Raw genomic sequence first — 26,843 nt, 5'->3', positions numbered from 1 at the left:
GCCCACATACCCATAGGCCACCCCGGCGCCGGCCGCATACAACTCCCCCACCACACCCGCCGGTACCGGGCGCAGCCAGCCATCCAGCACAAACAACGCCGCGCCCGGCACAGGCGAGCCGATCGGCACTACATCCGCACCCGGTTCCAGCGGCGCGCTAATCGTCACAACGACCGCCGTTTCGGTGGGGCCGTAGGCGTTGATCATCAGCCGCCCTGGCGCCCACCGATCCACCACCTCATAGGGGCAGGCCTCACCGGCCACCACCAACGCCACTGACTCCAATCCCTCTGGAGAAAGCATCCCCACCGCCGAGGGAGTCTGGGTGAGCACGCTGACTTGTTCAGCAACCAACAGGTTCTGGAAGTCTTCCGGGGAGCCGGTCACTGCTTCGGGCACCACCACCAGCCGCCCGCCACCTAGCAGCGCACCCCAAATCTCCCACACCGACATGTCAAACCCGTAGGTATGACCCAACGTCCATACCCCTGACACCGGCAGATATGCAGGTAGTTCTTTCAGCAGCTGGGTGACGTTGTGGTGACTCACCGCCACCCCCTTGGGAACACCGGTGGTGCCCGAGGTATAGATCAGGTAAGCGATTTCCTCAGGCGCCGGCGCCGGCAAGCCCGTGGCTGGGTAGCTGAGGATGCCGGGGTCATCAATATCGATGACCAGCAGGTCGTGCCCGTCCAGCCGGTCGGCCAGCCGGGTGGTTGTGATCGCGGCCACCGGCGCGGCATCGGCCAGCATGAACTCCATGCGCGCCGCGGGCAGCGCCGGTTCGATCGGCAGATACGCTGCCCCGCTCTTGAGCACTCCCAGGATCGCCACGACCGCTTCGGCGGAACGGGAAAACAGCAGCGCCACGCACTGACCCGGGCCCGCCCCATGGCTGGCCAAAAGGTGCGCCATCCGGTTAGCGGCCTCCTCCACCTCGCGGTATGTCCACGACCGCTCCCCGCAGCTGATCGCTACCGCCTCCGGGGTGCGCGCCACTTGCGCGGCCCATAGCGCCGGAATCGACACCGGCGTGGGCAACGGTTGGCTAAACAGCGCGCGATTACCCCACTCATCCAGCCGGGCTCGCTCAGCCATATCAAGCAAATCCATAGACGACAACCGCCGCCCCGCGTCGGCGGTCATCGCCGCCAACACCCGCTGCAAGCGCCTCGCTAAGTCAGAGACATCAAAATTCGAAAACGGCTGCCCAGCGCCCGTCGTGCTGAGAAAAAGCTGGTCACCGGCGCGAGAGAAGATCAGTCCAAAGCCGCGCACCAGGCCGGCATTGGTCAATGACGCCGACGCCGCGACACCACCGAAGGGCAGAACAAACGTAGCAGGGAGGAAGTTGACGCTGATTCGATCGGATGGCTGCCCTGGGCCGCGTAGGCGGGCTTGGCGCTCAAGGGCTTGCACCGGAAACCGCTGATGCTGCACCGCTTCCCGTATTCGGGTGTCCACATGCGTGCAAAATTCGGCAACTCGATAGTCCGGCGAAACCCTCAGCACCAGCGGCACAACGCCGGAAAGCATCCCGGGAAGCGTCTTTGATTCCGGTCTTACTCGCCTGCTGACCGGGAAGTCGAGCACCACCTCTGAGCACTCGGGGGACCACCCACGGACCAAAAGTGCGCACGCCGCGGTGATGACCGATGATTCGGGCACGTTCCACGCATGGGCGAAATCTGCAACACGGCGAAGGACCGCAGGGTCCAGTTGAACCGGCTCAGAAGACCCATACGGATCCTGCTCGCTCGAGGCTTGTGGCAGCGGATAAGTCGGTCCGCTTTCCGAGGGAAGGTTCCCGCTCCAATACGTCTGATCTTGGAGAAAATCCTGGGAGGCTTCGTACTCCAACTCGCAATTGACCAGGTCTTGCAACGAGCCGAAATGGGAAGGAGGGACGGGCTCGCCAGAAACAATTGCAGAGTAGATAGCTGCAACCCGCTGGGAGATTAGGGCAATGCCGGACCCGTCTACGACTATATGATGGCCACAGCCGAACAAGTAGAATTCGTCGATCCGAGTCCGGAATAGAGTGAACTTGAAGAGCGGGCCGTCGAACGGCATTGGCGTATGCTGAATGGATAACGCTATCTCGCGGACTTGCTGCACGGGATCATGTGAGCTGCTCAGGTCATAAAATGTCAGTTCGACATCCGGGTAATCGATCGTTCGTTGAAAAACCTGGCCATCCGCCTCGAAGAAGTTGGCCCTGATCGGTTCCGCTTCTCGCACCGCTCGGCGGATGGCCCATTCAAGGGAATCACGTTCTACCGCGCCGTCGATTCGTACTAATAGGCCAAGGTGCCACTCCGTATCGGAATCACTCGTTTCCTGCGCCAGCCATATATCCAGCTGCCCGCGCGTCAGCGGAAGCGCCCCACCGTCGAATTCCATCAAAACTCCCCCTCGAGAGGGTGTACTGTCAGAAAGCCGGGTTTACTTATTCTGAAGCCCGGCCCTTTGCCAGCCTCTCGCGCAGACTCTTCGGCCGTATATCGGGCCAGTTCTGTTCGATGTAGTCCAGACACGCAGCGCGGTCCGCTTCGCCGTATACGACCCGCCAGCCGGCTGGAACATCTGCGAAGGTCGGCCACAGGCTGTGTTGCTCCTCGTCGTTCACCAAGACAAAGAAGCTGCCATTGTCGTCATCGAACGGATTGATGCTCACCAGTCTCCAGTCACCTAGTTGACGTGCATGTAACGGTCCGAACCCTACTGAAGCCCCACGGGGTCGGTCTGCGGTTTGCCGAAAATTCCTGAGGTTCAGCAAGAAGCTCCTGAGGTTCAGCAAGAAGTTCCTGACATGACCTATCGGGACCCGCCACAGTTCACTAACTGGATGCGCGGCACACACCGTTCGGCGCGGTGGCGGCTGCCCCCCTGCCGCAACCTGGAGCGATGAGTTTGGCTTGTGATGTTTCTCTAGTGGTCAGGCACGGTCTCCCGACGACGACGTTTTCGTACTCGCTGCTCCCGCGAGACAACACCGGGTCTCTTTTGGGATTCGATCATCATGAGGCGGAACGGAATACGGTCAGGCCTCGTGGCAAGCACGAATCCGAAATCGAGCTTCCGCTTGCGGGCACCTCCGGTTCGGTGGCGAAAGCGTCGATCAGCGCCATGCGGCCGCGGTGGGCGATCTGCGTCAACGGGCGTGGCCGAAAAACTTGGCCGTAAAAGGTACAGCAATTGTCCCCGAGTGCCGGTAACTGTCCTCGATGGCAGCTGGGGACACCACACGGCACCGGCCGTAGTCCGCCGATTTCGACGACCGTTTCGAGATCCGCCTCCTATTGGAGGCCGGTGAGCGTTCGCTTCTTCTTTTCTGTGCGAACGCCCCAGAAGCTAACCTGCACCCCGCGAGAGGGCGACGCTGGTGTGCTGATTTGCTGATGCATCTGCAACATCGGTACTGGACCTTTGCGCACGTGGTATGCATTACGATCCCATATCGTTCCCGAAGCACCGACGTGGACGTTACCGGCATGGTTTACTCGTCACGATCGTGCGCGCTCGTCGCAGCACCGCTCACTGGAGGTGACCGCCGCAGGTCTAGCCTGCGACGTCCACCAAAACGAGGTGCCGCCGTCTGGCGTGTCGCGGCCGGTGTGTAGTTGCATGTTCGAGCGGCGGACATGGCGCCGAGCGTGCGGAATGAGAAGGGGGTGCGGTGGTCGAACCAGATGTGCAAACCCGGTCCGATCCGGCCACCGTGGGTCGCCGAGACGTTAGCCGCCAGCGGGGCCGCCGAGGAACTTTCGGTGTTTTGAGGCGGTTGTGGATTCCGTTGGTCATACTCGTGGTCATCGCCAGCGGAGGATTCACGGTGACAAGACTCCACAGTGTGTTCGGCTCTCAGAAGAGCCCCTCGTATGCCGACACCAAGATAACCGACACCAAACCGTTCAACCCGAAGCACCTGACATACGAGGTCTTCGGGCCTCCGGGAACTGTGGCCACCATCAGCTATTTCGACGTCAATGCAGACCCCCAGCGAATCGACAACGCGAGCTTGCCGTGGTCGTTGGATTTCGAGACCACTGAGGCGACAGCTGTGGGAAGTGTTGTCGCGCAGGGCGATAGCGCCAGCATTGGCTGTCGCATCCTGGTGGACGGTGAAGTCAAAGCCGAACGAATATCGAACGAAATGAACGCCTTTACCTTCTGCCTGCTGAAGGCCGCATGATCGACCAACACATAGCTAACGGACACACCACGCCGCCGTTCCTAGCGCGGACGATCCATCGTTTCTCGGTACCAATCATCTTGGCGTGGTTGGCGCTCGCCTTCATCGTGACTATCGCCGTTCCCTCGCTGGAGAAGGTCGAGAAGGAACGTTCGGTATCGCTGAATCCCACCGATGCGCCGTCATTCAAGGCATCGGCGCGCATGCTCGAGGACTTCAAGGAAGCCCACGACGGCAGTGTGGCCATGGTCGTATTGGAGGGTCAGCAACCACTCGGCGACGATGCTCACCGATACTACGATCACTTGATTCGCCAGCTGGCGGACGATCCCAAGCATGTGACCCACGTCCACAACTTCTGGGGGGATCCACTTACATCGGGCGCCGCGCAAAGCGCCGATGGTAAGGCCGCCTATGTTCAATTGGACCTCGCCGGCGACCCAGGCCAGGCCCTGGGAAACGAATCCGCCGAAGCAGTTCGGGACATCGTGGCTCGGACGCCTGCGCCGCCGGGGGTCAAGGCGTATGTCACCGGCCCGGCCGCTATCGCTGCGGATATGGACCACAGTGGCAACAGAACGGTCGTCACAATCACGGCGGTGAGCCTCGTCGTGATCTGCACGATGTTGTTCATCGTCTACCGTTCGGTTTTCACCGTAATTCTGTTGTTGCTGATGGTGGGGATCGAATTGCTGGTGGCCCGCGGAGTCGTCGCGTTCATGGGCCATCATGAGCTCATTGGTCTCACGACCTTCGTCGTTAACCTGCTGACGTCACTCGCTATCGCAGCTGGAACAGACTACGGAATATTCTTTTTGGGGCGCTATCAAGAAGCCCGGCAGGCCGGCGAGGATCGGACAACCGCTTACTACACCACTTACCGCGGAGTCGGCAAGGTTGTTTTGGCTTCCGGCTTGACGATCGCCGGAGCCCTTTTCTGCCTTCGCTTTACTCGGCTGAACGCGTTCCAAGCCATTGGGATTCCGTGCGCGGTCGGTATGCTCGTCGCGGTCGCGGTGGCGCTCACGCTGGTACCGGCAGTTATCGCGGTAGGCAGCGGCCTTGGGCTATTCGACCCCAGGCGCATAATTATGGCTCGTGGATGGCGGCGGGTGGGCACGTCGATCGTCCGCTGGCCCGCACCAATTCTCGCGGCGACATTAGCAGTCGCGCTTGTCGGCTTATTAGCGCTGCCCGGATACAGACCCAGCTACAACGACCAGAAATATATTCCGAAAGATATCCCGGGCAACCAGGGGTTTACGGTCGCATCGCGACATTTTCCCGAGTCGCGAATGATGATGCCCGAGATTCTCATGGTCGAGTCCGATCACGATATGCGTAATCCGGCAGATTTTTTGGTATTGAACAAACTAGCAAAGGGCGTCTTTGCCGTTCCCGGGATCGCTAGCGTGCAATCCATAACTCGGCCCACCGGAGATCCGATCCAACACACATCAATACCGTTTTTCATGAGCATGGGACAGGCCAGCCAGCTGCAAAATCTGGCATTTCAGAAACTACGCATGAACGACATGCTGAAGCAGGCCGACGAGTTGGCGAAAACGATCAGCACCATGCAGCGCATGTATGCCCTGATGCAACAGCTCACCAATACGACTCATCACATGGTCCGCGAAACCCATGACGTGGAAGCGGTCACCTCAGAGTTGCGTGATCACATTGCGGATTTCGAGGATTTCTGGAGGCCTATCCGCAGTTACTTCTACTGGGAACGGCACTGTTACGACATTCCCATCTGCTGGTCGTTGAGGTCGATATTCGATTCCCTCGACGGTGTTGACGAGATTACCGATAAGCTGGAGGACCTGGTCAAAGATCTCGATCAACTGGATGTGCTTATGCCACAGTTGCTCACCCAGTTCCCACCGATGATTGCGACCATGCAGAGCACGCGCACCATGATGCTGACCATGCACAGCACGATGTCCGGCATCTTCGGGCAGATGGAAGACTCCAGCGACAACGCGACAGCCATGGGCAAGGCTTTCGACAAGGCCAAAAACGACGACACTTTCTACCTGCCTCCGGATGTTTTCAAGAACAAAGATCTCCAGCGAATTATGAAAGTGTTCTTGTCGCCGGATGGGAAAGCGGCGCGTATGCTCATTACCCAAAAAGGCGATCCGGCGTCGCCGGAGGGCATTGCGCGGGTCGACGCAATCAAAACCGCGGCCGAGGAGGCACTCAAGGGCACTCCGCTAGAAGACGCCAAGATCTACCTCACCGGCACTGCAGCGATTGCGAAAGACATAGTGGACGGGTCCAAATACGATCTCTTGATCGCGGCGGTCGCTGCACTGTGCCTGATCTTTATCATCATGCTGATCATGACGCGAAGTTTTATCGCCGCCCTGGTGATCGTGGGTACCGTAGCGCTTTCGCTAGGCGCGTCATTTGGGCTTTCCGTACTCGTTTGGCAGTACCTTCTCGGCATGCAAATACACTGGGTGGTACTGGCGATGTCGGTGATTGTCCTTCTGGCTGTCGGGTCTGACTACAATTTGCTGCTGGTGTCCCGGATGAAGGAGGAAATAGGCGCCGGGATAAATACCGGCATTATCCGTGCAATGGCGGGTACCGGCAAGGTTGTCACGAGTGCCGGGTTGGTGTTTGCCTTCACCATGATGTCCATGGTGGTCAGCGACCTGACCATCATAGCTCAGATCGGCACCACCATCGGCCTCGGTCTACTCTTCGACACGCTCATCGTCCGTGCTTTCATGACACCGTCTATCGCTGCGCTGCTCGGACGCTGGTTCTGGTGGCCACAACAAATACGTCCGCGGCCCGCCAGTGCATTACTTCGGCCATTAGGACCGCGTCCACTAGTCCGCTCCGTATTGCTGAGGAACTAGCGAGTGTTTACCTTCTGGCTGTTGAAGGCCGCATGAGCACCGAAAGCTCCCGGCCGCCATTGGTAGCGCGGACAATCCGCCGGTTTTCAGTGTTGGTCATTCTGGCGTGGGTGGCGCTGACGCTGCTTGTGACTTTCGCAGTTCCATCGCTGGAGCGGGTCGGCCAGCAGCATTCGGTGTCGATGAGTCCCGACGATGCCCCGTCGGCGCAGGCTATGAGGCGCATGGGCAAAGACTTCAAAGAGTCCGATTCGGACAGTTTCGCGATGGTCGTGCTGGAAGGCCAGCAGCCACTCGGGGAAGACGCTCATAAGTATTATGCCGAGCTGATTCGTGAGTTAAGAGACGACCCGAGGCACGTGGAGCACGTGCAGGACTTGTGGGGCGATCGACTCACCGCGGTGGGGGCGCAAAGCGCCGACGGCAAGGCCGCGTATGTGCAAGTGAATCTGGCCGGCAACCAAGGCACCACCTTGGGGGACGAGTCGGTAGCGGCGGTGCGGGATATCGTAAAGCGGACCCCGCCGCCTCCGGGCGTCACGGCGTATGTCACCGGTGCTTCACCGCTCATTGTCGACATGCAGCACAGCGGTAACAAATCTGTGGTGAAGATCACCGCGGTGACCGTGTTAATGATCTTCACGATGTTGCTGCTTGTCTATCGTTCGGTCATCACCGTGGTTTTGCTGCTCGTAATGGTCGGGATCGAATTAGCGGCGGCGCGGGGAATCGTCGCCTTTCTCGGTCACAATAATGTTCTGGTACTGTCGACGTTCGCCATTAACCTATTGGTGTCCCTGGCAATCGCGGCCGGAACAGATTACGCGATATTTTTCTTCGGCCGATATCATGAGGCACGTCAGGCAGGTGAGGACGCAGAGAAGGCTTACTACACCACCTACCGCGGGGTTGCTCGCGTCGTCTTGGCGTCCGGTTTGACCATCGCGGGGGCGATCTTTTGCCTCAGTTTTACCCGGATGCCCTATTTTCAGACCATGGGCGCGCCCTGCGCGGTGGGCATGCTCGTGGCGGTGGCGGTCGCGCTGACGTTGATGCCCGCAGTTATCGCGGTGGGCAGCCGGTTTGGCTTATTCGAACCAACCCGCACAATTAGAGTCCGGCGCTGGCGCCGGGTCGGGACCGCGATTGTGCGCTGGCCGCTGCCGATTCTGGTGGCCACCTGCGCGCTGGCGTTGATTGGTCTGCTGACCCTGCCGGGCTATAAAACCAGCTATAACGACCGGCTCTACATCCCCAAAGCCCTGCCCGCCAATTCGGGGTACGCGGCCGCTGACCGTCATTTCTCGCAGTCGCGGATGATGCCCGACATTCTGATGATCGAGTCCGATCATGATATGCGCAATCCAGCAGATTTCCTGGTGCTCAACAAACTGGCCAAGGCGGTGTTCCGGATCCCGGGGATTTCACGGGTGCAGGGCATCACGCGGCCGGAGGGCACGCCGATTGGTCACACGTCGATCCCGTTTTTGCTCAGCATGCAAAACGCGACCCAGCTGCAAGACATGAAATACATGAAATACCGCATGAACGACTTGCTGAAGCAGGCCGACGACATGGCGAAAATGATCGGCATTATGCAACACATGTACGGGGTGACCCAACAGGTCACCGCTGCGACTCACAGCACGATTGCTGAAACGCGGGAAATTATCGCTCTCACCGACGAAGAACGGGATCACCTCGCTGATTTCGAGGATTTCTTCCGGCCCATCCGTAGCTACTTCTACTGGGAAAAGCACTGCTACGACATTCCGATCTGCTGGTCACTGCGATCCATATTCGACGGTATCGACGGTGTTGATGAGCTCACCGAGAAGATGCACGATCTCATGAAAGACCTCGATCAAATGGATGCGCTGCTGCCGCAGATGCTGCAGTTTTTCCCGCCGATGATCGCGAGCATGCAGAGCATTCGGACCATGACGCTGACCATGCACAGCACCATGGCGGGGATCTTCGACGAGATGGAAGACGCCAGCAGCAACGCCACCGCCATGGGGCAGGCCTTCGATGCCGCCAGAAACGACGATTCGTTCTACCTGCCTCCGGAAGTCTTCGAAAACAAGGACTTTCAGCGCGCGATGAATTCCTTCCTGTCCCCGGACGGCAAAGCAGCCCGCTTCATCATTTCCCAGCGCGGCGAACCCGCGACGGCCGAGGGCATCGCCCGGGTCAACCAGATCCGCACGGCCGCCGAGGAAGCCCTCAAGGGCACACCGCTGACCACCGCGAAAATCTATCTCGCCGGCACCGCGTCCACCTATAAGGACTGGGCCGACGGCTCCCGATACGATCTGTTGATCGCCGGCATCGGTTCGCTGTGCCTGATCTTTATCATCATGCTGCTCATCACCCGAAGCTTCATCGCCGCACTGGTCATCGTGGGCACGGTGGCACTCTCACTGGGCGCATCGTTTGGGCTGTCGGTACTGGTCTGGCAATACATTCTCGGCGTCAAGCTGCACTGGATGGTGCTGCCGATGTCCGTGATCATCCTGCTGGCCGTAGGGTCGGACTACAACCTGCTGCTGGTATCCCGGATGAAAGAAGAAATAGCCGCCGGCATCAACACCGGCATCATCCGCGCAATGGGCGGCACTGGCAAGGTCGTCACCAACGCCGGCCTGGTGTTCGCCTTCACCATGATGTCCATGGCCGTCAGCGACCTGCGCATCATCGCTCAAGTCGGCACCACCATCGGTTTGGGCCTACTGTTCGACACCCTAGTCGTGCGCTCCTTCATGACACCGTCCATCGCCGCGCTGCTCGGACGCTGGTTCTGGTGGCCGCAAACAGTACGACCCCGCCCCGCCAGTCAATTGCTTCGGCCCGACGGGCCACGTCCGCTGGTACGGTCCCTGCTGCTACCCGAGGACTACGACGACGGCGACCCAGTCACGGCTCCGATGCCGAGGCCGTCGGGAGCCTATCCTCGACGTTGACCACCGCCACAGCCGGCGGCCAACCGGCAGTTGGCTAGTCGCACCGACCAAGACAAATTGCGCTTCCTGCCGGTTCGTAAAGCCAATGGCGATGTAGCGGTGTCCGCAAGCACCGTCCGTGGCTGCCATGCAGCCTGAATCGTGAGGCGCGCCGGTGGCGTCTAGACGCCGACAAGCTATGTCCGGGCAACGTTTTACGCCAGGGACATCGTGGCCACTGCTCAACCCTGCCGTCATCCCGTTCGGCGGGTTCCGGCGGAAGATGAGCACAGGTCCGCTGACAAACGCGGCCGTAGTGACGCACCTGAAAAGTCGACCGGCGTTCTTGCGGGTTCCCAAGGCGATGTGTTCAAGCGGCAGGTCGCGCGGCCGCTACCACATACACGGCACCAGACGGTAGCGAACCTTCTGTGTGTACTCGCGGTATCCGTCCAACTCCTCTCGGAGCAGCTTCTCCTCGTCGCGGATCCGCAAGACGAGCACGAGCAGCCCAGGGATGACTAATACGAGTCCCCAATATGAACCGAGCGCAAGCGGGATGCCCACGAGCATGATGACATTGCCGGCGTACATCGGGTGCCGCACCAGCCCATACAGACCAGTAGAGACGAGGTTTTGGCCTGCCTCCACCCGGACGGTTGCGGCCGCATGGCTGTTCTCAATGACCACCAGCATGGCCACGCCAAGCCCAACGGCTACCAGAACATCACCAACCAAGCAGGTCGGCATGGCTACTGGCGACCAGCCGAAGCGGTGATCAAGGGCGCTGACCACCAAAGTTCCTGCGAGCGACAACCAGAGAACGCCCATCACGATCTTTTGCACCAATCGCGTTTCGGCTTTCGGTCCCCCACGCATCCGCCGCTGAAGCACCGCGGAGTTCGCATGGAGCAAGTAAGCGCTGAATATCCGGGTCGAGACAAAAAACATACCTAACACCCATGCTTGCCCGTACTTGAACGTGCCGGCAGGCAAAAACAACAGCAAGCCCAACGCGACAAGCCCAACAAGCCCGGATACCAACATTTTCGGGATGGTCTTCATGGCCTCTCCTCACCGTGCTTATCGGCGCTGCAAGCCAAAACCTCAGGGCGCAGGACAAGCCTGCTACTCCCAGCGTTGCCAGCGCAGCAGCGATTGCCCATAGTGGCATAGCGGCGGGTGTGGAAACTACCCCCGCAGGCCGGAGTATCTTCCGAGTCGAGCAGCTAGGACAGCGACCGGGACAAACCGAGCAGCTGCACCGCAACCTTGTTGGCGTGCCTTGTTTCTCACGCAGCTTCTGCGGGCGCCAGCTTTTCGCATAACAGTCCTGCCAGACCGCGAATGGTGCCAATAGTGGTGAGGTCAGCGGGATTGATGCGGATTCCGGTTTCGGCCTCAATGCGGGCACGTAGTTCGAGCGCCCCGAGCGAGTCCAGGCCGTACTCGGTAAGCGGCCTGTCGGGATCGATGCTGCGACGCAGGATCAGGGTGACCTGGTCGGAGATCAGACGCCGCAGCCGGGTGGGCCACTCGTCCGCCGATAGCTCGTTCAGTTCAGCAAGCAGTTTGCTTGTGCCTGCTGCGTTTTGACCGACGGAGCTGAACGCTTCAGCGAAGGGGCTGCTCTGAGCGAATGCGGTCAACCACGGTGAACCCGTGATGGGCGCGTAGCCGGTGTAGGCGCGGTCGTGACGTAGCAGCGCTTCAAACGCGTAAGCGCCCTCCTCGGGACCGATAGCAACGCCGCCGCCCTCTGCCAGGGCGGTGGCGCGGCCGATCTCGGCCCAAGCGCTCCAGGCGATCGCGGTCGCCGGGAGGCCCTGAGCCCGACGCCACAAGGTGAAGGCGTCCAGCCAGCTGTTGGCTGCGGCGTAGGCACCCTGCCCCGGCGAGCCGACCAACGCGGCCGCCGAGGAGAACGAGCAGAACCAGTCCAACCGCTGGTCAGCCGTGGCAGTGTGCAGGTTCCACGCACCGTAAACCTTTGGCGCCCAGTCGCGCTCGATGAGGTCGTCGCTGATATTGGTCAGTGTGGCATCCTCGATCACCGCCGCCAGGTGCAGCACACCGCGCACGGCAAGCCCAGTGGCGGTCGCTGTAGCGACCAACCGCTGCGCCGTACCGGCCTCGGCGATATCGCCGGACTCCACCACGACGTCGGCACCGACCGCGCGGATACGCTCGATCGCCTCCAGCGCCTCGGGGGTTGGCTGCGAGCGCGAGGACAGTACGATCCGTCCGCAGCCGGGCCCGGAACCAGGGGAAGCCATCTTCTCGGCCAAAAACAGCCCCAGGCCCCCCAGCCCGCCGGTGATTATGTAGGCGCCGTCAGGCCGGAACACCTGGGCTTGCGCCGGCGGAACCACCACCCGCCTGCACCCGCTGCGCGGCACCTGCAGCACCAGCTTCCCGGTGTGCTGCGCGCCGCTCATCACCCGAATAGCTGTGGCGGTGTCGGCCAGCGGGAAGCGGGTGCTCTGCGGCGTCGGCAACTCACCGTCCGCGGTGAGCCGATACACCGTGCTCAACAACTCGCGCAGCCGCTCTGGGTGAGTTACGGTCATCAACGCTAGGTCGACGCCGTAGAAAGCGAGGTTGCGCCGGAACGGGAAAAGCCCCAATCGGGTGTCGCCGTAAATGTCACGCTTGCCGATCTCGATGAATCGGCCGCCGAAGGAGAGCAATTCTAGGCCCGCGCGCTGGGCGGCGCCGGTGACCGAATTGAGCACTATGTCGACGCCATACCCTTCGGTGTCACGGCGTATGCCATCGGCGAACTCTAGGCTTCGCGAGTCGTAGACATGCTCGATACCCATGTCGCGCAAGAGCTTCCGTCGCTGCTCACTGCCCGCGGTGGCGAATATCTCCGCTCCGGCGGCACGGGCGATGGCGATTGCCGCCTGCCCCACGCCCCCGGTCCCGGAATGGATCAAAACCTTGTCACCGCTCTTGATCCGCGCCAGGTCGTGCAGCCCGTACCAGGCGGTGGCGTGCGCGGTGGTCACCGCCGCCGCTTGCTCGTCGGAAAGTCCGGCCGGCAGCGTGACCGCCAGGCGTGCGTTGCAGGTGACGAACGTGCCCCAACAGCCGTCGGGGCTCAGCCCGCCGACATGATCGCCCACCTTGTGGTCGGTCACGTCTGGGCCAACCGCAGTCACCACTCCGGCGAAGTCGGTGCCCAGCTCCGGTAGCCGGCCCTCGATGGCGGGGTAACGGCCAAACGCAACCAGCACGTCGGCGAAGTTGATGCTGGACGCGTTGACCGCGACCTCAATTTGCCCAGGTCCGGGCGGAACCCGGTCGCACGCAACGAGTTCCATCGTCTCCAGGTCACCTGGTGTGCGGATCTGCATGCGCATCCGGTCGCGCTCATAGTCCGCGACGACGGTTTTCCGCTCCTCGGGGAGCAGCGGAGCAAGGGACAACCGCGCGGTGTACCACGAGCCGTTTCGCCAGGCCGTCTCGTCTTCGTCGGAGTCGGCGAGCAGTTGGCGCGCCAGCTGCTCGGCGTCGGTGGCTTCGTCCACATCGATCTGGGCGGCGCGCAGGTGCGGATGCTCGGTGCCGATCACCCTGACCAAACCGCGCAGCCCTGCCTGCTCCAGGTTGGCCACATCACCGGCCCGAACCATCTGGGCGTTACGGGTCACGACGTACAGGCGCGGCGACTCGGCAGAAATCTCCGGCAACTCACGCATGATGCGCACCAGATGCTGCACATACTCACGGCCCATCAGCGGGGAGTGATCCTCGGCGCCACCGTTTTTCGGTCCCGTGAGTATCACCACACCGGTGAATCCACCGGCATTCAAATGAGTTACCAGCTGTTCTGAGTTCGAGGTGTGGTCGGCCTGCGGCGGCCAGCACATGGTGGTGCATTGCGCGCCGGAGCTTTTCAGAGCGTCGGTCAACTTGGTGGCCACCACATCCGCGGTCGCGGTTGTGCTGATCAGTAGCCAGGCTCCGGCGTCGGCCTGTTCCACGTCCGGCAATTCCCGGTGCCGCCATTCGATCGTCAGCAGCCGTTCGCCCAACAGCCGCTCGTTGAGGGCGTTGCCGGAGACCCTGGCGCCCCAGTGGGCGCCCTGCAGGGTCAGCAGGACTGTCCCCTGCTCGTCGAGCAGTTCGAAGTCGGCCTCGACTCCGGAATTGTCGGCTTTGCTCACCCGGGTGTAGCAGTAGCGAGCGTTGCGAACCGGGCCGTAGGCGCGTAGCCGCCGGGCCCCCCGCGGCAACCCCAGCACTTCTTCGCCCAACGCCCGGACTCCCGGGTGCGCCTCACTGCATTGAAAACAGGTATCCAGCAGCGCCGGGTGCACGCCGTAAGCGTCTTGTTGGGAGCGGATTTGGCGGGGCAGCGCGACCTCGGCCAGCACGGTGTCGGTTTCGCCGTCGCCGGTATGCACGGTGCCCAGAGCGGTGAACGCCGGACCGAACTGAACACCACGCTGGTCCAGGCGCGTGCGCACCTCGTCGCCCTCCTCGCGACCCGGATGCGCGGCCAGTAGCGCGGAGATGTCGCGCACAGGTGGCTGCTCATCCTCTGCGGCCTTCAGGACGGCGGCGGCGTGCCGCACTTGCTGGCCACCCTGGTTTGTCTCCACGGTGAAGTCGACGATGCCCGGTGATGACACCGACCCCGAAGCGCCGACCGTGGTTTGCTCATCCAGCCGCAGCGCCTGCTCGTAGCGGATGTCGCGGACCTCGGCGGCCTCACCGAGGACAGCGCGAGCCGCGGCTAACGCCATCTCGCAGTAAGCCGCTCCAGGAAGCACAGGCACATTACGGATTTGGTGGTCAGCGAGCCACGGCTGGGCGGCGGTGCCGATCTCGCCTTGCCATACGTGGCGCTCCGGTTCCTCCTGCAAGCGCACATGTGCGCCCAACAGCGGATGCACCGAAATGACGCAACCGCCGTGCGTCGGGGATTCCTGAGCCTCGCGGCTCCACATCAACTGACGGTGCGTCCAGGTCGGCAGGGGCGCATCCACCAGCCGCCCAGCGGGATACAGCACCGAAAAGTCCACCGCGGCACCCGCACTGTGCAGATCCGCCACAACGCCCCGCAACCCGTAGGGCAGCGCTTGTTCGCGGCGCATAGTGGCCAGCGCAGCCAGCGGCATGTCGAGACTACGAGCGGTCTGCTCGAGTGCGTGGCTGAGCAGGGGGTGTGGTGAGAGCTCGGCAAAGACCCGGTAGCCGTCCTCCAGAGCGGCCTGCACCGCCGCGGCGAACCGCACCATGCGGCGCATATTGTCCGCCCAGTAGCGGGCATCGCACACCGGTTGCTCACGCGGATCGAACAGCGTCGCCGAGTAGAAGGGCACTTCCGGTGTCATCGGCTTGAGCTCTGCCAGTACCTCGGTCAGCTCATCGAGTACCGGCTCAACTTGAGGCGAATGAAATGCGACATCGGTGGGTACCTCTCGGGCCATCACATCGCGCTGCTCCCAGGCCGCAACCAGGTCATGAACCGTCTGGGCGGCACCGGCAATCACCGTAGACTGCGGCGAGGCCACTATCGCCACCACGACGTCGTTGATGCCGCGGGCGGTCAGCTCCGAAAGCACTTGCTTAGCAGGCAATTCCACCGTCGCCGTGGCACCGGTGCCGGCGATACGCGACATCAGCTGCGAGCGGCGGCAGATCACCCGCAGCCCGTCTTCCAACGACAGTGCGCCGGCGGCGACAGCTGCCGCGGCCTCACCGAGGGAGTGCCCGACGACGGCGCCCGGACGCACCCCGTATGCCTTCAGCGTGGCCGCCAACGCGACTTGCATGGTGAACAGCGTCGGCTGGATCCGCTCTTGACCGATTACGACCTCAGGCGCCGTGATCGCCTCGGTCACCGAAAAGCCGGACTCGGCCGCAATCAGCGGCTCCGCTTGCTCGACAGTCGCGGCAAACACCGGCTCAGTCGCCAGCAGCTGCGCGCCCATCGCCGCCCACTGCGAACCCTGCCCGGAAAACACCCACACCGGTCCACGGTCGTCCTGTCCGACCGCGCTCTGATACGGCGTATCGCCGTCGGCTACGTCGCGCAACGCTTTGGTGAGCTCGCTCCTGCTGCTCGCGAGGACTGCGGTGCGCACCGGGCGGTGCGCTCGCCGACGCGCCAGTGTGTAGGCCAGATCCGGCAAGGCCACATCGTCATGTGCTTGCACCCAGTCGGCGAGCCGGCCGGCGGTGCGGCGCAGTTCGTCGGCCGACGTGGACGACAGCGGGAACAGCAGTGGTGTTGTTATCGCCGCTTCCGCTTCCTCATTGTGTTGGTGTGCAGTGGTTTCCGGGATGTCGGGAGCTTGCTCCAAGATGGCGTGGGCGTTGGTTCCCGAGAACCCGTATGCCGACACCGCCGCCCGCCGCGGCGCGTGACCGTTGGTGGGCCATGGTGTATTTTCTTGCGGCACAAACAGTTTGGTATCGATTCGGGCGAGCTCGTCGGGTAGCCCGGTGAAGTGGAGATTCTGTGGAACAACACCATGCTGAAGGGCCAAGACAGTCTTAATCAAACCCAATGTTCCCGCGGTCGACTGGCTGTGCCCGAAATTGGTCTTGGCGGCTCCCAGCGCGCAGGGACCGTCGATGCCGTAAACCTCGGCCAGGCTGGCGAATTCGATAGGGTCGCCAGTAGGGGTGCCGGTGCCGTGTGTCTCCACCATGCCTACACTGCCCGGATCCACGCCGGCCACAGCCAATGCGGCCTGATAAGCCGCGACCTGGGCGGGCTGCGACGGTGTGGTGATGGTCACCGTGCGGCCGTCGTTGTTCAGGGCGGTGCCGCGCACCACAGCCAAGATCCGGTCACCATCGCGCAGCGCATCCGGTAACCGTTTCAGCAATACCACGGCGGTGCCCTCGCCACCCACGAACCCGTCCGCCGCGACGTCGAAGGCGTTGCAGTGTCCGGTCGGCGACAGCATGCCGCCTGCCGACCCCGCGGTGAACTTTCGCGGATCCAGCGCCACCGCTGAACCGCCTGCCAGGGCAAGATCACATTCGCCGTCGTGCAGGCTGCGACATGCCATGTGCACAATCACCAGGCCGGCCGAGCATGCGGTATCGACCGTCAGGGCGGGACCATGCAGCCCGAGGGCGAACGCGATACGCCCGGAGGCCATGCAGTAGCCGTTGCCCAAGAACCCGTAGGGCCCCTCCAACGCGTGGGCATCGGCGGCCAGCAGTTGGTAATCGTTATGCCCCAAAGCCACGTAGACACCGGTCTGTGAGCCGGCCAACTTTAGCGGGTTAATCCCCGCGTGCTCGACTGCCTCCCAACAGGTTTCCAGCAACAACCGGTGTTGCGGGTCGATCGCGGTGGCCTCCGCGTCACTGATTCCGAAGAAATCGGCATCGAAGCCGGCAACGTCATCGATGAATGCGCCCCACTTCGACACCGACCGACCCGGCACCCCGGGCTCGGGGTCGTAGTACTCGTCGGCGTCCCAACGGTCCGGCGGAACCTCGGTGACCAGGTCATCGCCGCGCAGCAACGCCTCCCACAGCAGCTCAGGCGAGTCGATACCGCCGGGAAGCCGGCAGGCCATGCCGATGATGGCAACCGGAGTCGCCTGCGCAGTGCCTACAGTGGGCGAAGTCTTCGCTGAAGATGAGCGGTCCCCACCATCGATCGCCCCCAATGAAACCATTTTGCCTCCTCACAGCAACGACTACGCAGCTTCGTGCGCTCATCGACGCAGGGCGTGGCACCTTGTTCGACCAGTCGCGACGCCTGCGTCTGCCCAATTGCTGCCCTCCGATCGAAGTTGTACTGTAGGCGATCGCTGCTGATTGGGGGTCGGTTCGACTCGAATAGTTAGAGCGATCGACGATCTTTCTTTTGACAGCCGAGCAGCGCAAAGTCAGGCCCGAAGTTAGCTGCTGTTTCCGAGCGTATGTCGGCGTTGGCCACGGTAACGTGACGCGCGTGGTTGACACTTCCATATTGACCTTGCTGTACGAACGCGCGAGCCTGCAGCCCGATGACCTGGCGTACACGTTTATCGATTACGAGCACGACTGGGCCGGCGCTGCGCAAATTATGACTTGGTCGCAGCTGTATCGGCGCACGCTAAATGTCGCAGATGCTCTTCGGCGGCGCGGCTCGACCGGTGACCGCTCTGTGATTTTGGCACCGCAGGGGCTTGACTACATCGTCGCGTTTCTCGGCACATTGCAGGCGGGACAGATAGCGGTTCCGCTCTCCGTTCCGCTAGGTGGCGTCAGTGATGATCGTGTTAACTCGGTGCTGCGTGACGCTTCACCGTCGGTCATTATCACAACGTCCGCTGTCGCAGGCACCGTAGCCGAACACGTTAAGTCGCAGTCCGGCGAATCCGCTCCATCGGTCCTCGAGGTCGACGCGCTGGATCTTGAGGCCCGGACAGACTTCTCTGTCGGCCGCGAAAAACACCCCAGTACGGCGTATTTGCAATACACGTCGGGGTCGACCCGTCAGCCGGCGGGCGTCATGATGTCGCACAGAAACATTCTCGCCAATTTTGAACAGCTGACGTCCGACTACTTCGCGGACCACGGCAAAGTGGCCCCACCAGACACCACCATTGTGTCGTGGCTGCCGTTCTATCACGACATGGGTTTGTATCTGGGGATGTGCGGGCCTATTTTGACCGGACTTCACGCCGTGCTCACGAGCCCGGTCGCGTTCCTGCAACGGCCGGCGCGGTGGATGCAACTGCTGGCAAGCAATACCAAGGCATACTCAGCAGCGCCCAACTTCGCGTTCGAGCTGACGGCGCGAAAGACATCGGACGATGATATGGCCGGACTTGATCTCTCCGACGTCCTCGTCATCGCCACCGGTAGTGAACGGGTACACCCGGCGACGCTGCGCCGCTTCACCCAGCGGTTCGCCCCGTTCAAATTGCGAGAGGAAGTGATTCGCCCGTCGTATGGACTCGCGGAGGCAACGGTATACGTGGCGACCCGCACAGCGGCTCAAGCACCGGCTTTCGTGTGTTTCGAATCCGAGAAGCTAACCGCCGGCAAGGCGGAGCGCTGCGAACGCGGAACTGGTACACCGCTGGTCAGTTACGGGATGCCGCATTCACCGCTAATCCGTATCGTTGATCCCGAAACACGTATCGAGTGCCCGGCGGGAACAGTCGGTGAGATCTGGGTGCACGGCAACAACGTCGCAATGGGCTATTGGCAGAAACCCCACGAGACCGAAAGTACCTTCGGCGGAACACTTGTCGCTCCGTCGGTCGGTACTCCAGAGGGACCTTGGCTCCGCACCGGGGACTCGGGATTTGTCTTTGACGATGAGTTGTTCGTCATCGGCCGCATCAAGGACCTTTTGATTGTCTACGGGCGAAACCACTCCCCCGACGACATCGAAGCGACGGTCCAGGAGATCACGAGGGGTCGGTGCGCGGCGATAGCGGTTCCGGATGCACACACGGAGAAACTTGTCGTCATCATCGAAGTCAAGAAGCGGGGCAAGTCCGCCGAGGAGGTGGCCGAACAGCTGGCCGACGTCAAACGTGAAGTCACTTCGGCGATCTCAAACACGCACGGTCTTAGCGTCGCGGATCTTGTTCTGGTGTCACCTGGTTCGATACCGATTACCACCAGCGGCAAGGTCAGGCGATCAACGTGTGTCGACCAATACCGGCACGGCCAGTTCGCCCGCTTGGACTCTTAGAGCGTGTGGAGTCGGGTAGCGCCGGCTCGCCGCGCCCGCGCCGATACCTGCGGTGGTAGGCAACCATCGGCCTCACGCGTGGTGCTGCCGCTAAGCTCGAGAGCGGCACATCGCAGGTCTTAACTTCACCGGAAGGCATTAGTGCAGGTCACCAGCGTCGGCCACGCCGGCTTCCTGATCGAGACCCGCGCAGGAAGCATCCTGTGCGATCCCTGGGTCAATCCGGCCTACTTCGCGGCGTGGTTCCCGTTCCCGGACAACAGCACACTTGACTGGGACCGAGTGGGCCACTGCGACTACCTCTATATCTCGCATCTGCACAGAGACCATTTCGACGCGAAGTTGCTGCGCGCCCACGTCAACAAGGACGCGGTGGTGCTGCTGCCGGATTACCCGGTGCCCGACCTGCGGACTGAACTGGAGAAGCTGGGCTTTCACCAGTTCTTCGAGACCACCGACTCGGTCAAGCACCGCGTCGACGGCCCCAAAGGCGCTCTCGATGTCATGATCATCGCGCTGCGCGCCCCCGCCGATGGTCCGATCGGCGACTCCGCGCTGGTGGTTTCCGATGGCGAAACAACCGCTTTCAACATGAACGACGCCCGGCCGGTGGATCTCGACGTGCTGGCCGCCGAATTCGGCCACATCGACGTCCACATGCTGCAATACTCCGGCGCGATCTGGTACCCGATGGTCTACGACATGCCCGTGCGGGCCAAACAAGCGTTCGGCACCCAAAAACGCCAACGCCAGATGGACCGCGCGCGCCAGTACATCGCTCAGGTCGGCGCCAGCTGGGTAATCCCGTCGGCGGGCCCACCGTGCTTTTTGGATCCGGAGCTGCGCCACCTCAACGACGACCGCGGCGATCCCGCCAACATCTTCCCCGACCAGATGGTGTTCCTGGAGCAGATGCGCGCCCACGGCCACGACCGCGGCCTGCTGATGATCCCCGGCTCGACCGCTGACTTCACTGGGGCACAGTTGCATTCGTTGACCCATCCGCTGCCAGTCGACGAGGTCGAGGCGATCTTTACCACCGGCAAGGCCGCCTACGTCGCGGACTATGCCGCGCGGATGGCGCCGGTGATCACGGCGGAGAAGGCCGGCTGGGCGCCGGCGTCCGGCGAGCCGCTGCTGGACCCGCTGCGGGCACTGTTCGAACCGATCATGTCGCAAAGCGACGAGATCTGCGACGGCATCGGCTACCCCGTCGAACTGGTGCTCGGCAAAGAAGCTGTAGTCCTTGACTTTCCGAAACGCACGGTACGCGAACCGATTCCCGACGAGAAGTTCCGCTACTCGTTCGAGATCGCGCCGGAGCTGGTGTGCACCGTGCTGCGCGACAACGAGCCTGACTGGGTCAACACGATCTTCTTGTCCACCCGCTTCAAGGCCTCGCGGGTCGGTGGCTACAACGAGTACCTGTACACGTTCTTCAAGTGTCTGACCGACGAGCGTATCGCCTATGCCGACGGCTGGTTCGCCGAAGCGCACGACGACACCGCGTCGATCAGCCTGGACGGCTGGGAAATTCAGCGCCGCTGCCCGCACCTGAAGGCTGACCTGTCGAGGTTCGGTGTGGTGGAGGACAACACGCTGACCTGTAACCTGCACGGGTGGCAGTGGGACCTGGATAGCGGCCGCTGCCTGACGTCCCGCGGTCACGAGCTTCGGTGCAGGCGCCTGTGAGCATGGCACCGAACGATTGCTACGACGACGGGCTCGTGCAGCTCGATCGCGAAGCGATCACGTTGCGCCGCTACCACTTTCCGTCAGGCACGTCGAAAGTCATCCCGCTGCGCAGCGTCCGGGGCTACAAAGCCGAGCCGCTGGGCCTGTTCTGGCACCGGTTCCGCATCTGGGGCAGCTCGGATCTGCGCCGCTGGCTGCCGTTGGACGTGCGTCGGCCGCTGAAGTCGACGTTGATCACGTTGGATGTGCCGGGCACTCGGCCCAGCCCCGCATTGACTCCGGCCAATCCGCAGGAGTTCACCACGCTGCTCGACGAATTGCTGGGTCAGGCCCGTTAGCGGCCGGTCTCGGCCAGCACCTGATGTGCCGCGTTGTAGCCGGGCAGGAACGTTATGCCCGGCCCGCCGTGGCAACCCGCGCTGGCCAGGTAGAGCCCGTCGAGCGGGATCGGCTGGCCCAGAAAACCTTTCGGTCCGGGCCGGTTCGGGCCGATCTGGTTGGGGTTCAACAGGCCGTGGCAATAGTCGCCGCCGGGCGCGCCGAACATCGTGCCCATGTGGCGCGGAGTGAACGTGGTGTGCCGGATGATGTTGCGCTCGAAATTCGGTGCCAGCCGGGTGATCTTGTCGATCACCCGCTGCCCCATCTCGGCCTTCATCTGGCCGTAGGAATGCGCGCCGCCTTCGATCGGGAACCACAGCGCGAACGCCGACGCGGCGTGTTTGCCCGGCGGCGCAAGCTGCGGATCGTGCAACGACGGGATCTGCAGCACCAAGGTCGGGTCGGCCGGGACGATCCCGCGCCGACAGTCCTCCCATTGCTGCTGCACTTCTTCGGGGGTGCTGAAAAGGCCGATGGATGCCTGCATGTCCGGGTCGTTGAGGGCCTCGTAGGGCGCAGCGAACTGCGGCGGCGCGTCGAGCGCGAAGTGCATCTGCAGATAGCTGCCGCGGTGGTCGATGCGCGCGTAGCGCTCCCGGATGTCGGCCGGCAGTGCGGCGGGATCGATCAGCCCGTTGATGGTCAGATCCGGAGCGACCGCGGAGACTACGACCGGGGCTCTCACCGTGTCTCCGGTTTCGGTACGTACACCGCCCACTCGGCCGTCGCCGACGACGATTTCGGTCACCTTGGTGCGCAGCCGCAGGTCGCCGCCGTGGGTGTCGAACAGGTCCCGCAAATGTGCGGTGAGCGCGCCGATCCCGCCGCGCAGCTTCTTCATCAGCACGGTGTCGGCGTCTGGGACGCCCAGCCCGAACGCCAGCGCGGCCGCGCTACCCGGTGTGGCCGGCCCGCGGTAGAGGGTGTTGACGGCCAACACCGTGAACGAGCCGCGCAGCGCAGCGTGCTTTTCCCGATCCGGGAGGTACCGGTCCAGGACATCGGTGACCGAGCCGAACAGCATGTCGTCGATCGCTGAGCGTTCGAATTCATTTGTGGCGCAGGCAAACATCTCGTCGAGGGTTTTCGGCGGCGCGCCGGCCTCGAACCGGCCCAGTGCGCGCGTCGGCGCCTGGCTCCAGGCCAGCAGCCCCGCCATGCCGTTGACGGCGTCTGCGCCGTGCACGTCGCCCAGGTGAGCCAACAGTTTCACCGGGTCGGTGTACTGGACGACGGGATCGTCGCCGACTCCGCGCAGCGCTACCGACATGACCGCGGAGTCGACGGTCGGCAAGGTGTCCAGCCCCAGCTCTCGGGTGACCGTCGCCGACGTCGGAAACTGCACCGAGCCGGCGATCTCGAACCGGTAGCCGTCGAACAACTCGACGGTCGAGGCCATGCCGCCCGCATAGCGTTTGGCCTCCAAGCACACGGTGCGCAGGCCCGCGCGCTGCAGGATCACCGCTGCGGCCAACCCGTTGTGTCCGGCTCCGATGACGATTGCGTCGTAGTCAGCCATAAGCTCCGCCCTTCCAGCCGTGCTGCTGCGCAGGCTGGCACGGATCGTCTGTTTTGTCAATTGTGACAAAACTATACGCCGCGGCGCAGGAGCCCCTCCTCCAGCGAGGCCAGCGCGACATGACACAAGCCGGCAAGCCCGGCCAGTGACCGGTCCTCTCCGAGCATCCAGACCTCCATCGCGCCGAACACCGCGGCGGCGATGCAGCGGGCGGTCACGGTGACCCGCAGCCGATCCGCCACGGTGTCGGCCGGCGCCGCACGACTCAGCCGCTCGGCGACGGCGTCGGCGAAGTCGGATTCGACCTGGCGGATGTGCCGGACGATCCGGCCCGAGTCGAGTTCGGCGTCCCGCAGCGCCGCGATCTTCGCCACCGCGTCAACGTCATACGGAAACGCGAAGATGGCCGCTTGCACGGACTCGGTGATCGGCTCGTCGGTCGGGCGGGCGGCCAACGCTGCACGAAACCAGTGCAGCCCGGCGTCGTAGTCGGCGAACAGCAGATCGTGTTTCGAGGAGAAGTGCCGATAAAACGTCCGCAGCGACACCCCGGCGTCCGCCGCGATCTGCTCGGCCGACGTCTCCTCGAAGCCCTGGGCCAAAAACCGCACCAGGGCAGCTTGCCGCAACGCCTCGCGGGTGCGTTCGCTGCGCGCGGTCTGCGCGGGCCGGGCCATGTCAGTACCGTACCTTTCTCTACTTATGTCAATATTGACAAAACTGCCGCTGGATGAGGAAACTGCGAGGCATGGTTTCGCTGCTTGTCCACGCGCTGCTCGGTCTGACGGTGATCACCTGGATCGTCGCCTCGAACCCGAACGTTTTCGCCAGGCCATCGGGCGGACCACTGTTCTCGCCGCTGGAGTGGGTGTACTACGCCGTCGGCATCGCGTCGGTGGTGTTGGGCTGGTACTTCAACATCCGCTTTGTGCGGGAGTATTCGGCGGGATCGACAAATCCGATCTGGGGACCCGGCAGCTGGTCGGACTACATCCGGCTAATGTTCACCAATCCGGCGGCCAGTTCGGCCAGTCAGGACTACACGATCGCCAATGTCGTGCTGCTGCCGTTGTTCACCATCGTCGACGGCTACCGGCGCGGTTTGCGACGGCCTTGGCTGTTCTTCGTCTCCAGCCTGTTCACCAGTTTCGCATTCGCGTTCGCGTTCTACTTCGCCACGCTGGAGCGCCAGCGTCGGCATGCCCGATCGCAGCCCGCGCCGGCCGTCAGCGCCTAGGGCGGCCGTTACTTGACCAGTAGACGGCTTGCCCGCACACGGGCTGCCCGGGGTCAGGGAGAACGCACCGGCTCTAACACCTCGGTGCCCACGAACGGGACCAGAGCATCGGGCACCCGCACGCTGCCGTCGGGCCGCTGGTGGTTCTCCAGGATCGCCACCAGCCAGCGGGTGGTGGCCAATGTGCCGTTGAGCGTAGCGGCGATCTGCGGCTTGCCGTTCGGGTCGCGGTAGCGGGTCGCAAGCCGGCGCGCCTGAAAGGTGGTGCAGTTCGACGTCGACGTCAGCTCACGGTAGGCATGCTGGGACGGCAGCCACGCTTCGCAGTCGAATTTGCGAGCCGCTGACGAGCCGAGATCGCCTGCCGCGACGTCGATAACGCGGTAGGGCACCTCGATACGGGAGAGCATCTCACGCTGCCAGCCCAGCAGCCGCTGGTGCTCGGCCTCGGAGTCATCGGGTTCGCAGTAGACGAATGCCTCCACCTTGTCGAACTGATGCACCCGGATGATGCCGCGGGTGTCTTTGCCATAGCTGCCGGCTTCGCGTCGAAAGCACGACGACCAGCCCACGTACCGCAGCGGGCCGGCCGACAGGTCCAAGATCTCGTCGGCGTGAAAGCCCGCCAACGGCACCTCCGAGGTGCCCACGAGATACAGGTCGTCGGCTTCGATGCGATACACCTCTTCGGCGTGGGCGCCGAGAAAGCCGGTTCCCGACATCACCTCTGGGCGCACCAGCACCGGCGGGATGATCGGGAAGAAGCCGTTGTCGACGGCTAGCCGCAGCGCAAGCTGCAGAAGACCGAGCTGCAACAGGGCACCGCGGCCGGTCAGGAAGTAAAACCGCGACCCGGACACCTTGGCGCCGCGCGCCATGTCGATAAGCCCCAGTGATTCTCCGAGTTCCAAGTGGTCCCGTGGGTTTTCGATGCCGGCGGGTTCACCGACGACGCCGAGGACCGCGTAGTCGTCCTCGCCCCCGGCGGGCACGCCGTCGATGATGACGTTGGGGATCGCCATGTGCGCCGCGGTGAACGCTGCCTCGGCGTCGGCCTGCTCAGCCTCGGCGGCCTTGACCTGCTCGGCCAACTCTTTGGCCCGCTCCAACAGCGCCGGACGTTCCTGCTCGGATGCGGCGCCCACTTTCTTGCTCGCGGCCTTCTGCTCGGCGCGCAGTGAATCAGCTCGCGCGATCGCGGTGCGCCGGGCCGTATCGGCGGCCAGCAACGCGTCCACGATGGCCGGGTCTTCACCGCGGCTGATCTGGGAGCGGCGTACAGCGTCGGGGTCGTCGCGCAGGAGCCTCAGGTCGATCACGCCCTGAGGCTACTTTTGCCTGAGCCGCCGGACATCCGCCGGGCCAGCCGGCCGAAGACACCGCCACAACTGCCCCACAAGTAACACCTTTCGCTGCGCGAGCCGGCGCCTGTCAGAATGGAGCGGATGCCAGACGCACCTGAGCGGGAACATCCGCCCGCGGAGCAGCCAAGACACTGGCTGGCGCGATTCGAGTGGCTGCATAGTTTGCACGCCTCGTCGACCCGGCGCGCGCTGTTACTGACCGCTCTGGGTGGTCTGCTGATCGCCGGAGTGGTCACCGTGGCTCCCATCGACGGTAGCCGGCCCGGCCGGCTGGCCGGCTACATCGACCCGGTGCCGAGCACCGGCGCCAAAGGCAACGAAGCTTTCAACCACGCCGCCGCCGGTAACTGCCTGATGTGGCCTGACCGGATGCCCGAGGCAGCGACCATCGTCGACTGCAAAGACGAGCACCGCTTCGAGGTCGCCGAGTCCATCGACATGCGGGCGTTCCCGGGTTCGGAATACGCGCCCGACGCCGCCCCGCCGTCGGCCGCGCGCATCGAACAGATCAGCCAGGAGCAATGCGAAGCCGCCGTGCGCCGCTACCTCGGCACCCGGTTCGACCCCAACAGCAAGTTCAGCATCAGCATGCTGTGGTCCGGTGATCGGGCATGGCGGCAGTCCGGTGAGCGCCGCATGCTGTGCGGACTGCAGCTGCCCGGCGCGGATAACCAGCAGACCCCGTTCAAAGGCAAGGTCGCCGACCTCGACCAGTCCAAGGTCTGGCCGGCCGGCACCTGCCTCGGTATCGACCTGTCCGCCAACCAGCCGACCGACGTCCCGGTGGACTGCGCGGCCCCCCACGCGATGGAGGTCACCGGCACGGTCAACCTGGCCGAGAAGTTCCATGACGCCCTGCCCCCCGAGCCCGAACAGGACACCTACATCAAGGACACCTGCACCCGACTCACCGACGCCTACCTGGCGCCGGTCCAGTTGCGCACCACCACGCTGACCC

At 63.1% G+C, this 26,843-nt stretch carries 16 protein-coding genes; 9 read left to right on the top strand and 7 right to left on the bottom strand.

The window, feature by feature from the left end; genetic code table 11:
* Together ACFE99_RS07515 and ACFE99_RS07510 are read right to left on the bottom strand one after the other, a co-directional pair.
* A partial coding sequence (locus ACFE99_RS07515) for an AMP-binding protein (RefSeq protein ID WP_375483910.1) occupies positions 1-2,403 on the bottom strand: 2,403 nt, incomplete at its 3' end.
* 46 nt (positions 2,404-2,449) lie between these two features.
* Positions 2,450-2,677: an MbtH family protein gene (locus ACFE99_RS07510; RefSeq protein ID WP_375483908.1), complete on the bottom strand. Its 228-nt coding sequence runs from the start codon at positions 2,675-2,677 to the stop codon at positions 2,450-2,452.
* 979 nt (positions 2,678-3,656) lie between these two features.
* Between ACFE99_RS07510 and ACFE99_RS07505 the strand changes: the two genes are divergently transcribed.
* From ACFE99_RS07505 to ACFE99_RS07490, 4 genes are read left to right on the top strand one after another with little or no spacing between them, the layout of a single operon-like run.
* The gene (locus ACFE99_RS07505) at positions 3,657-3,779 is read left to right on the top strand and encodes a hypothetical protein (protein WP_375483914.1); all 123 of its coding nucleotides are present in this window, start codon (positions 3,657-3,659) and stop codon (positions 3,777-3,779) included.
* On the top strand, positions 3,776-4,195 hold the full coding sequence (locus ACFE99_RS07500) for an MmpS family protein (RefSeq protein WP_375483912.1): 420 nt from the start codon (positions 3,776-3,778) through the stop codon (positions 4,193-4,195). Before ACFE99_RS07505 ends, ACFE99_RS07500 begins: the two co-directional genes overlap by 4 nt.
* Positions 4,192-7,074 (top strand): RND family transporter, encoded by a 2,883-nt coding sequence (locus ACFE99_RS07495; protein ID WP_375483906.1) that lies wholly within the window; start codon positions 4,192-4,194, stop codon positions 7,072-7,074. Before ACFE99_RS07500 ends, ACFE99_RS07495 begins: the two co-directional genes overlap by 4 nt.
* A 32-nt stretch (positions 7,075-7,106) precedes the next feature.
* Entirely contained in the window at positions 7,107-10,037 is a 2,931-nt protein-coding gene (locus ACFE99_RS07490) for an RND family transporter (RefSeq protein ID WP_375483904.1), read from the top strand.
* Positions 10,038-10,409: 372 nt separating this feature from the next.
* Here ACFE99_RS07490 and ACFE99_RS07485 read toward each other — a convergent pair whose 3' ends face one another.
* Both ACFE99_RS07485 and pks2 read right to left on the bottom strand, forming a co-directional pair.
* A complete protein-coding gene (locus tag ACFE99_RS07485) occupies positions 10,410-11,081 on the bottom strand; it encodes a methyltransferase family protein (protein ID WP_375483902.1) in 672 nt (223 codons plus the stop codon).
* A gap of 227 nt (positions 11,082-11,308) precedes the next feature.
* A complete protein-coding gene (gene pks2, locus ACFE99_RS07480) occupies positions 11,309-17,671 on the bottom strand; it encodes a sulfolipid-1 biosynthesis phthioceranic/hydroxyphthioceranic acid synthase (RefSeq protein ID WP_375483900.1) in 6,363 nt (2,120 codons plus the stop codon).
* Between the two features lie 278 nt (positions 17,672-17,949).
* On the opposite strand from pks2, the gene ACFE99_RS07475 reads away from it, so the two are divergent.
* The 3 genes from ACFE99_RS07475 (at position 17,950) to ACFE99_RS07465 (ending at position 21,722) form a co-directional block, all read left to right on the top strand.
* Positions 17,950-19,689, top strand: a complete 1,740-nt coding sequence (locus tag ACFE99_RS07475; RefSeq protein ID WP_375483899.1) for an AMP-binding protein — start codon at positions 17,950-17,952, stop codon at positions 19,687-19,689.
* Between the two features lie 141 nt (positions 19,690-19,830).
* Positions 19,831-21,381, top strand: coding sequence for a Rieske 2Fe-2S domain-containing protein (locus ACFE99_RS07470; protein ID WP_375483897.1), 1,551 nt, complete (start codon positions 19,831-19,833; stop codon positions 21,379-21,381).
* 2 nt (positions 21,382-21,383) lie between these two features.
* Positions 21,384-21,722: a hypothetical protein gene (locus ACFE99_RS07465; RefSeq protein ID WP_375483895.1), complete on the top strand. Its 339-nt coding sequence runs from the start codon at positions 21,384-21,386 to the stop codon at positions 21,720-21,722.
* Here ACFE99_RS07465 and ACFE99_RS07460 read toward each other — a convergent pair.
* Both ACFE99_RS07460 and ACFE99_RS07455 read right to left on the bottom strand, forming a co-directional pair.
* Complete coding sequence (locus ACFE99_RS07460) at positions 21,719-23,284, bottom strand: phytoene desaturase family protein (RefSeq protein ID WP_375483893.1); 1,566 nt, start codon at positions 23,282-23,284, stop codon at positions 21,719-21,721. The two genes, ACFE99_RS07465 and ACFE99_RS07460, sit on opposite strands and share 4 nt — an antisense overlap.
* A gap of 71 nt (positions 23,285-23,355) precedes the next feature.
* On the bottom strand, positions 23,356-23,961 hold the full coding sequence (locus tag ACFE99_RS07455) for a TetR/AcrR family transcriptional regulator (protein WP_375483891.1): 606 nt from the start codon (positions 23,959-23,961) through the stop codon (positions 23,356-23,358).
* 71 nt (positions 23,962-24,032) lie between these two features.
* Here ACFE99_RS07455 and ACFE99_RS07450 point away from each other — a divergent pair, with 71 nt between their 5' ends.
* Positions 24,033-24,521 (top strand): DUF2834 domain-containing protein, encoded by a 489-nt coding sequence (locus ACFE99_RS07450; protein WP_375483889.1) that lies wholly within the window; start codon positions 24,033-24,035, stop codon positions 24,519-24,521.
* 53 nt (positions 24,522-24,574) lie between these two features.
* On the opposite strand, the gene serS is transcribed toward ACFE99_RS07450, so the two are convergent.
* Positions 24,575-25,840 (bottom strand): serine--tRNA ligase, encoded by a 1,266-nt coding sequence (gene serS / locus ACFE99_RS07445; RefSeq protein WP_375483887.1) that lies wholly within the window; start codon positions 25,838-25,840, stop codon positions 24,575-24,577.
* Positions 25,841-25,966: 126 nt separating this feature from the next.
* On the opposite strand from serS, the gene ACFE99_RS07440 reads away from it, so the two are divergent.
* Positions 25,967-26,843: septum formation family protein (locus ACFE99_RS07440; RefSeq protein WP_375483885.1), on the top strand; the 877-nt coding region annotated here is incomplete at its 3' end.

Source organism: uncultured Mycobacterium sp., from assembly GCF_964249325.1.
In the GTDB taxonomy this organism is placed as follows: Bacteria; Actinomycetota; Actinomycetes; order Mycobacteriales; family Mycobacteriaceae; genus Mycobacterium.
The sequence above is the reverse complement of the archived record's forward strand: the minus strand, read 5'-3'. Positions and strand labels throughout refer to the sequence as shown.

Excerpts from the sequence above, each read along its gene's own strand:
- ACFE99_RS07450 (WP_375483889.1), top strand. The coding sequence starts at position 24,033 with ATGGTTTCGCTGCTTGTCCACGCGCTGCTCGGTCTGACGGTGATCACC.
- ACFE99_RS07455 (WP_375483891.1), bottom strand. The coding sequence starts at position 23,961 with ATGGCCCGGCCCGCGCAGACCGCGCGCAGCGAACGCACCCGCGAGGCG.
- ACFE99_RS07490 (WP_375483904.1), top strand. The coding sequence starts at position 7,107 with ATGAGCACCGAAAGCTCCCGGCCGCCATTGGTAGCGCGGACAATCCGC.
- pks2 (WP_375483900.1), bottom strand. The coding sequence starts at position 17,671 with ATGGTTTCATTGGGGGCGATCGATGGTGGGGACCGCTCATCTTCAGCG.
- ACFE99_RS07465 (WP_375483895.1), top strand. The coding sequence starts at position 21,384 with ATGGCACCGAACGATTGCTACGACGACGGGCTCGTGCAGCTCGATCGC.
- ACFE99_RS07460 (WP_375483893.1), bottom strand. The coding sequence starts at position 23,284 with ATGGCTGACTACGACGCAATCGTCATCGGAGCCGGACACAACGGGTTG.
- ACFE99_RS07495 (WP_375483906.1), top strand. The coding sequence starts at position 4,192 with ATGATCGACCAACACATAGCTAACGGACACACCACGCCGCCGTTCCTA.
- ACFE99_RS07485 (WP_375483902.1), bottom strand. The coding sequence starts at position 11,081 with ATGAAGACCATCCCGAAAATGTTGGTATCCGGGCTTGTTGGGCTTGTC.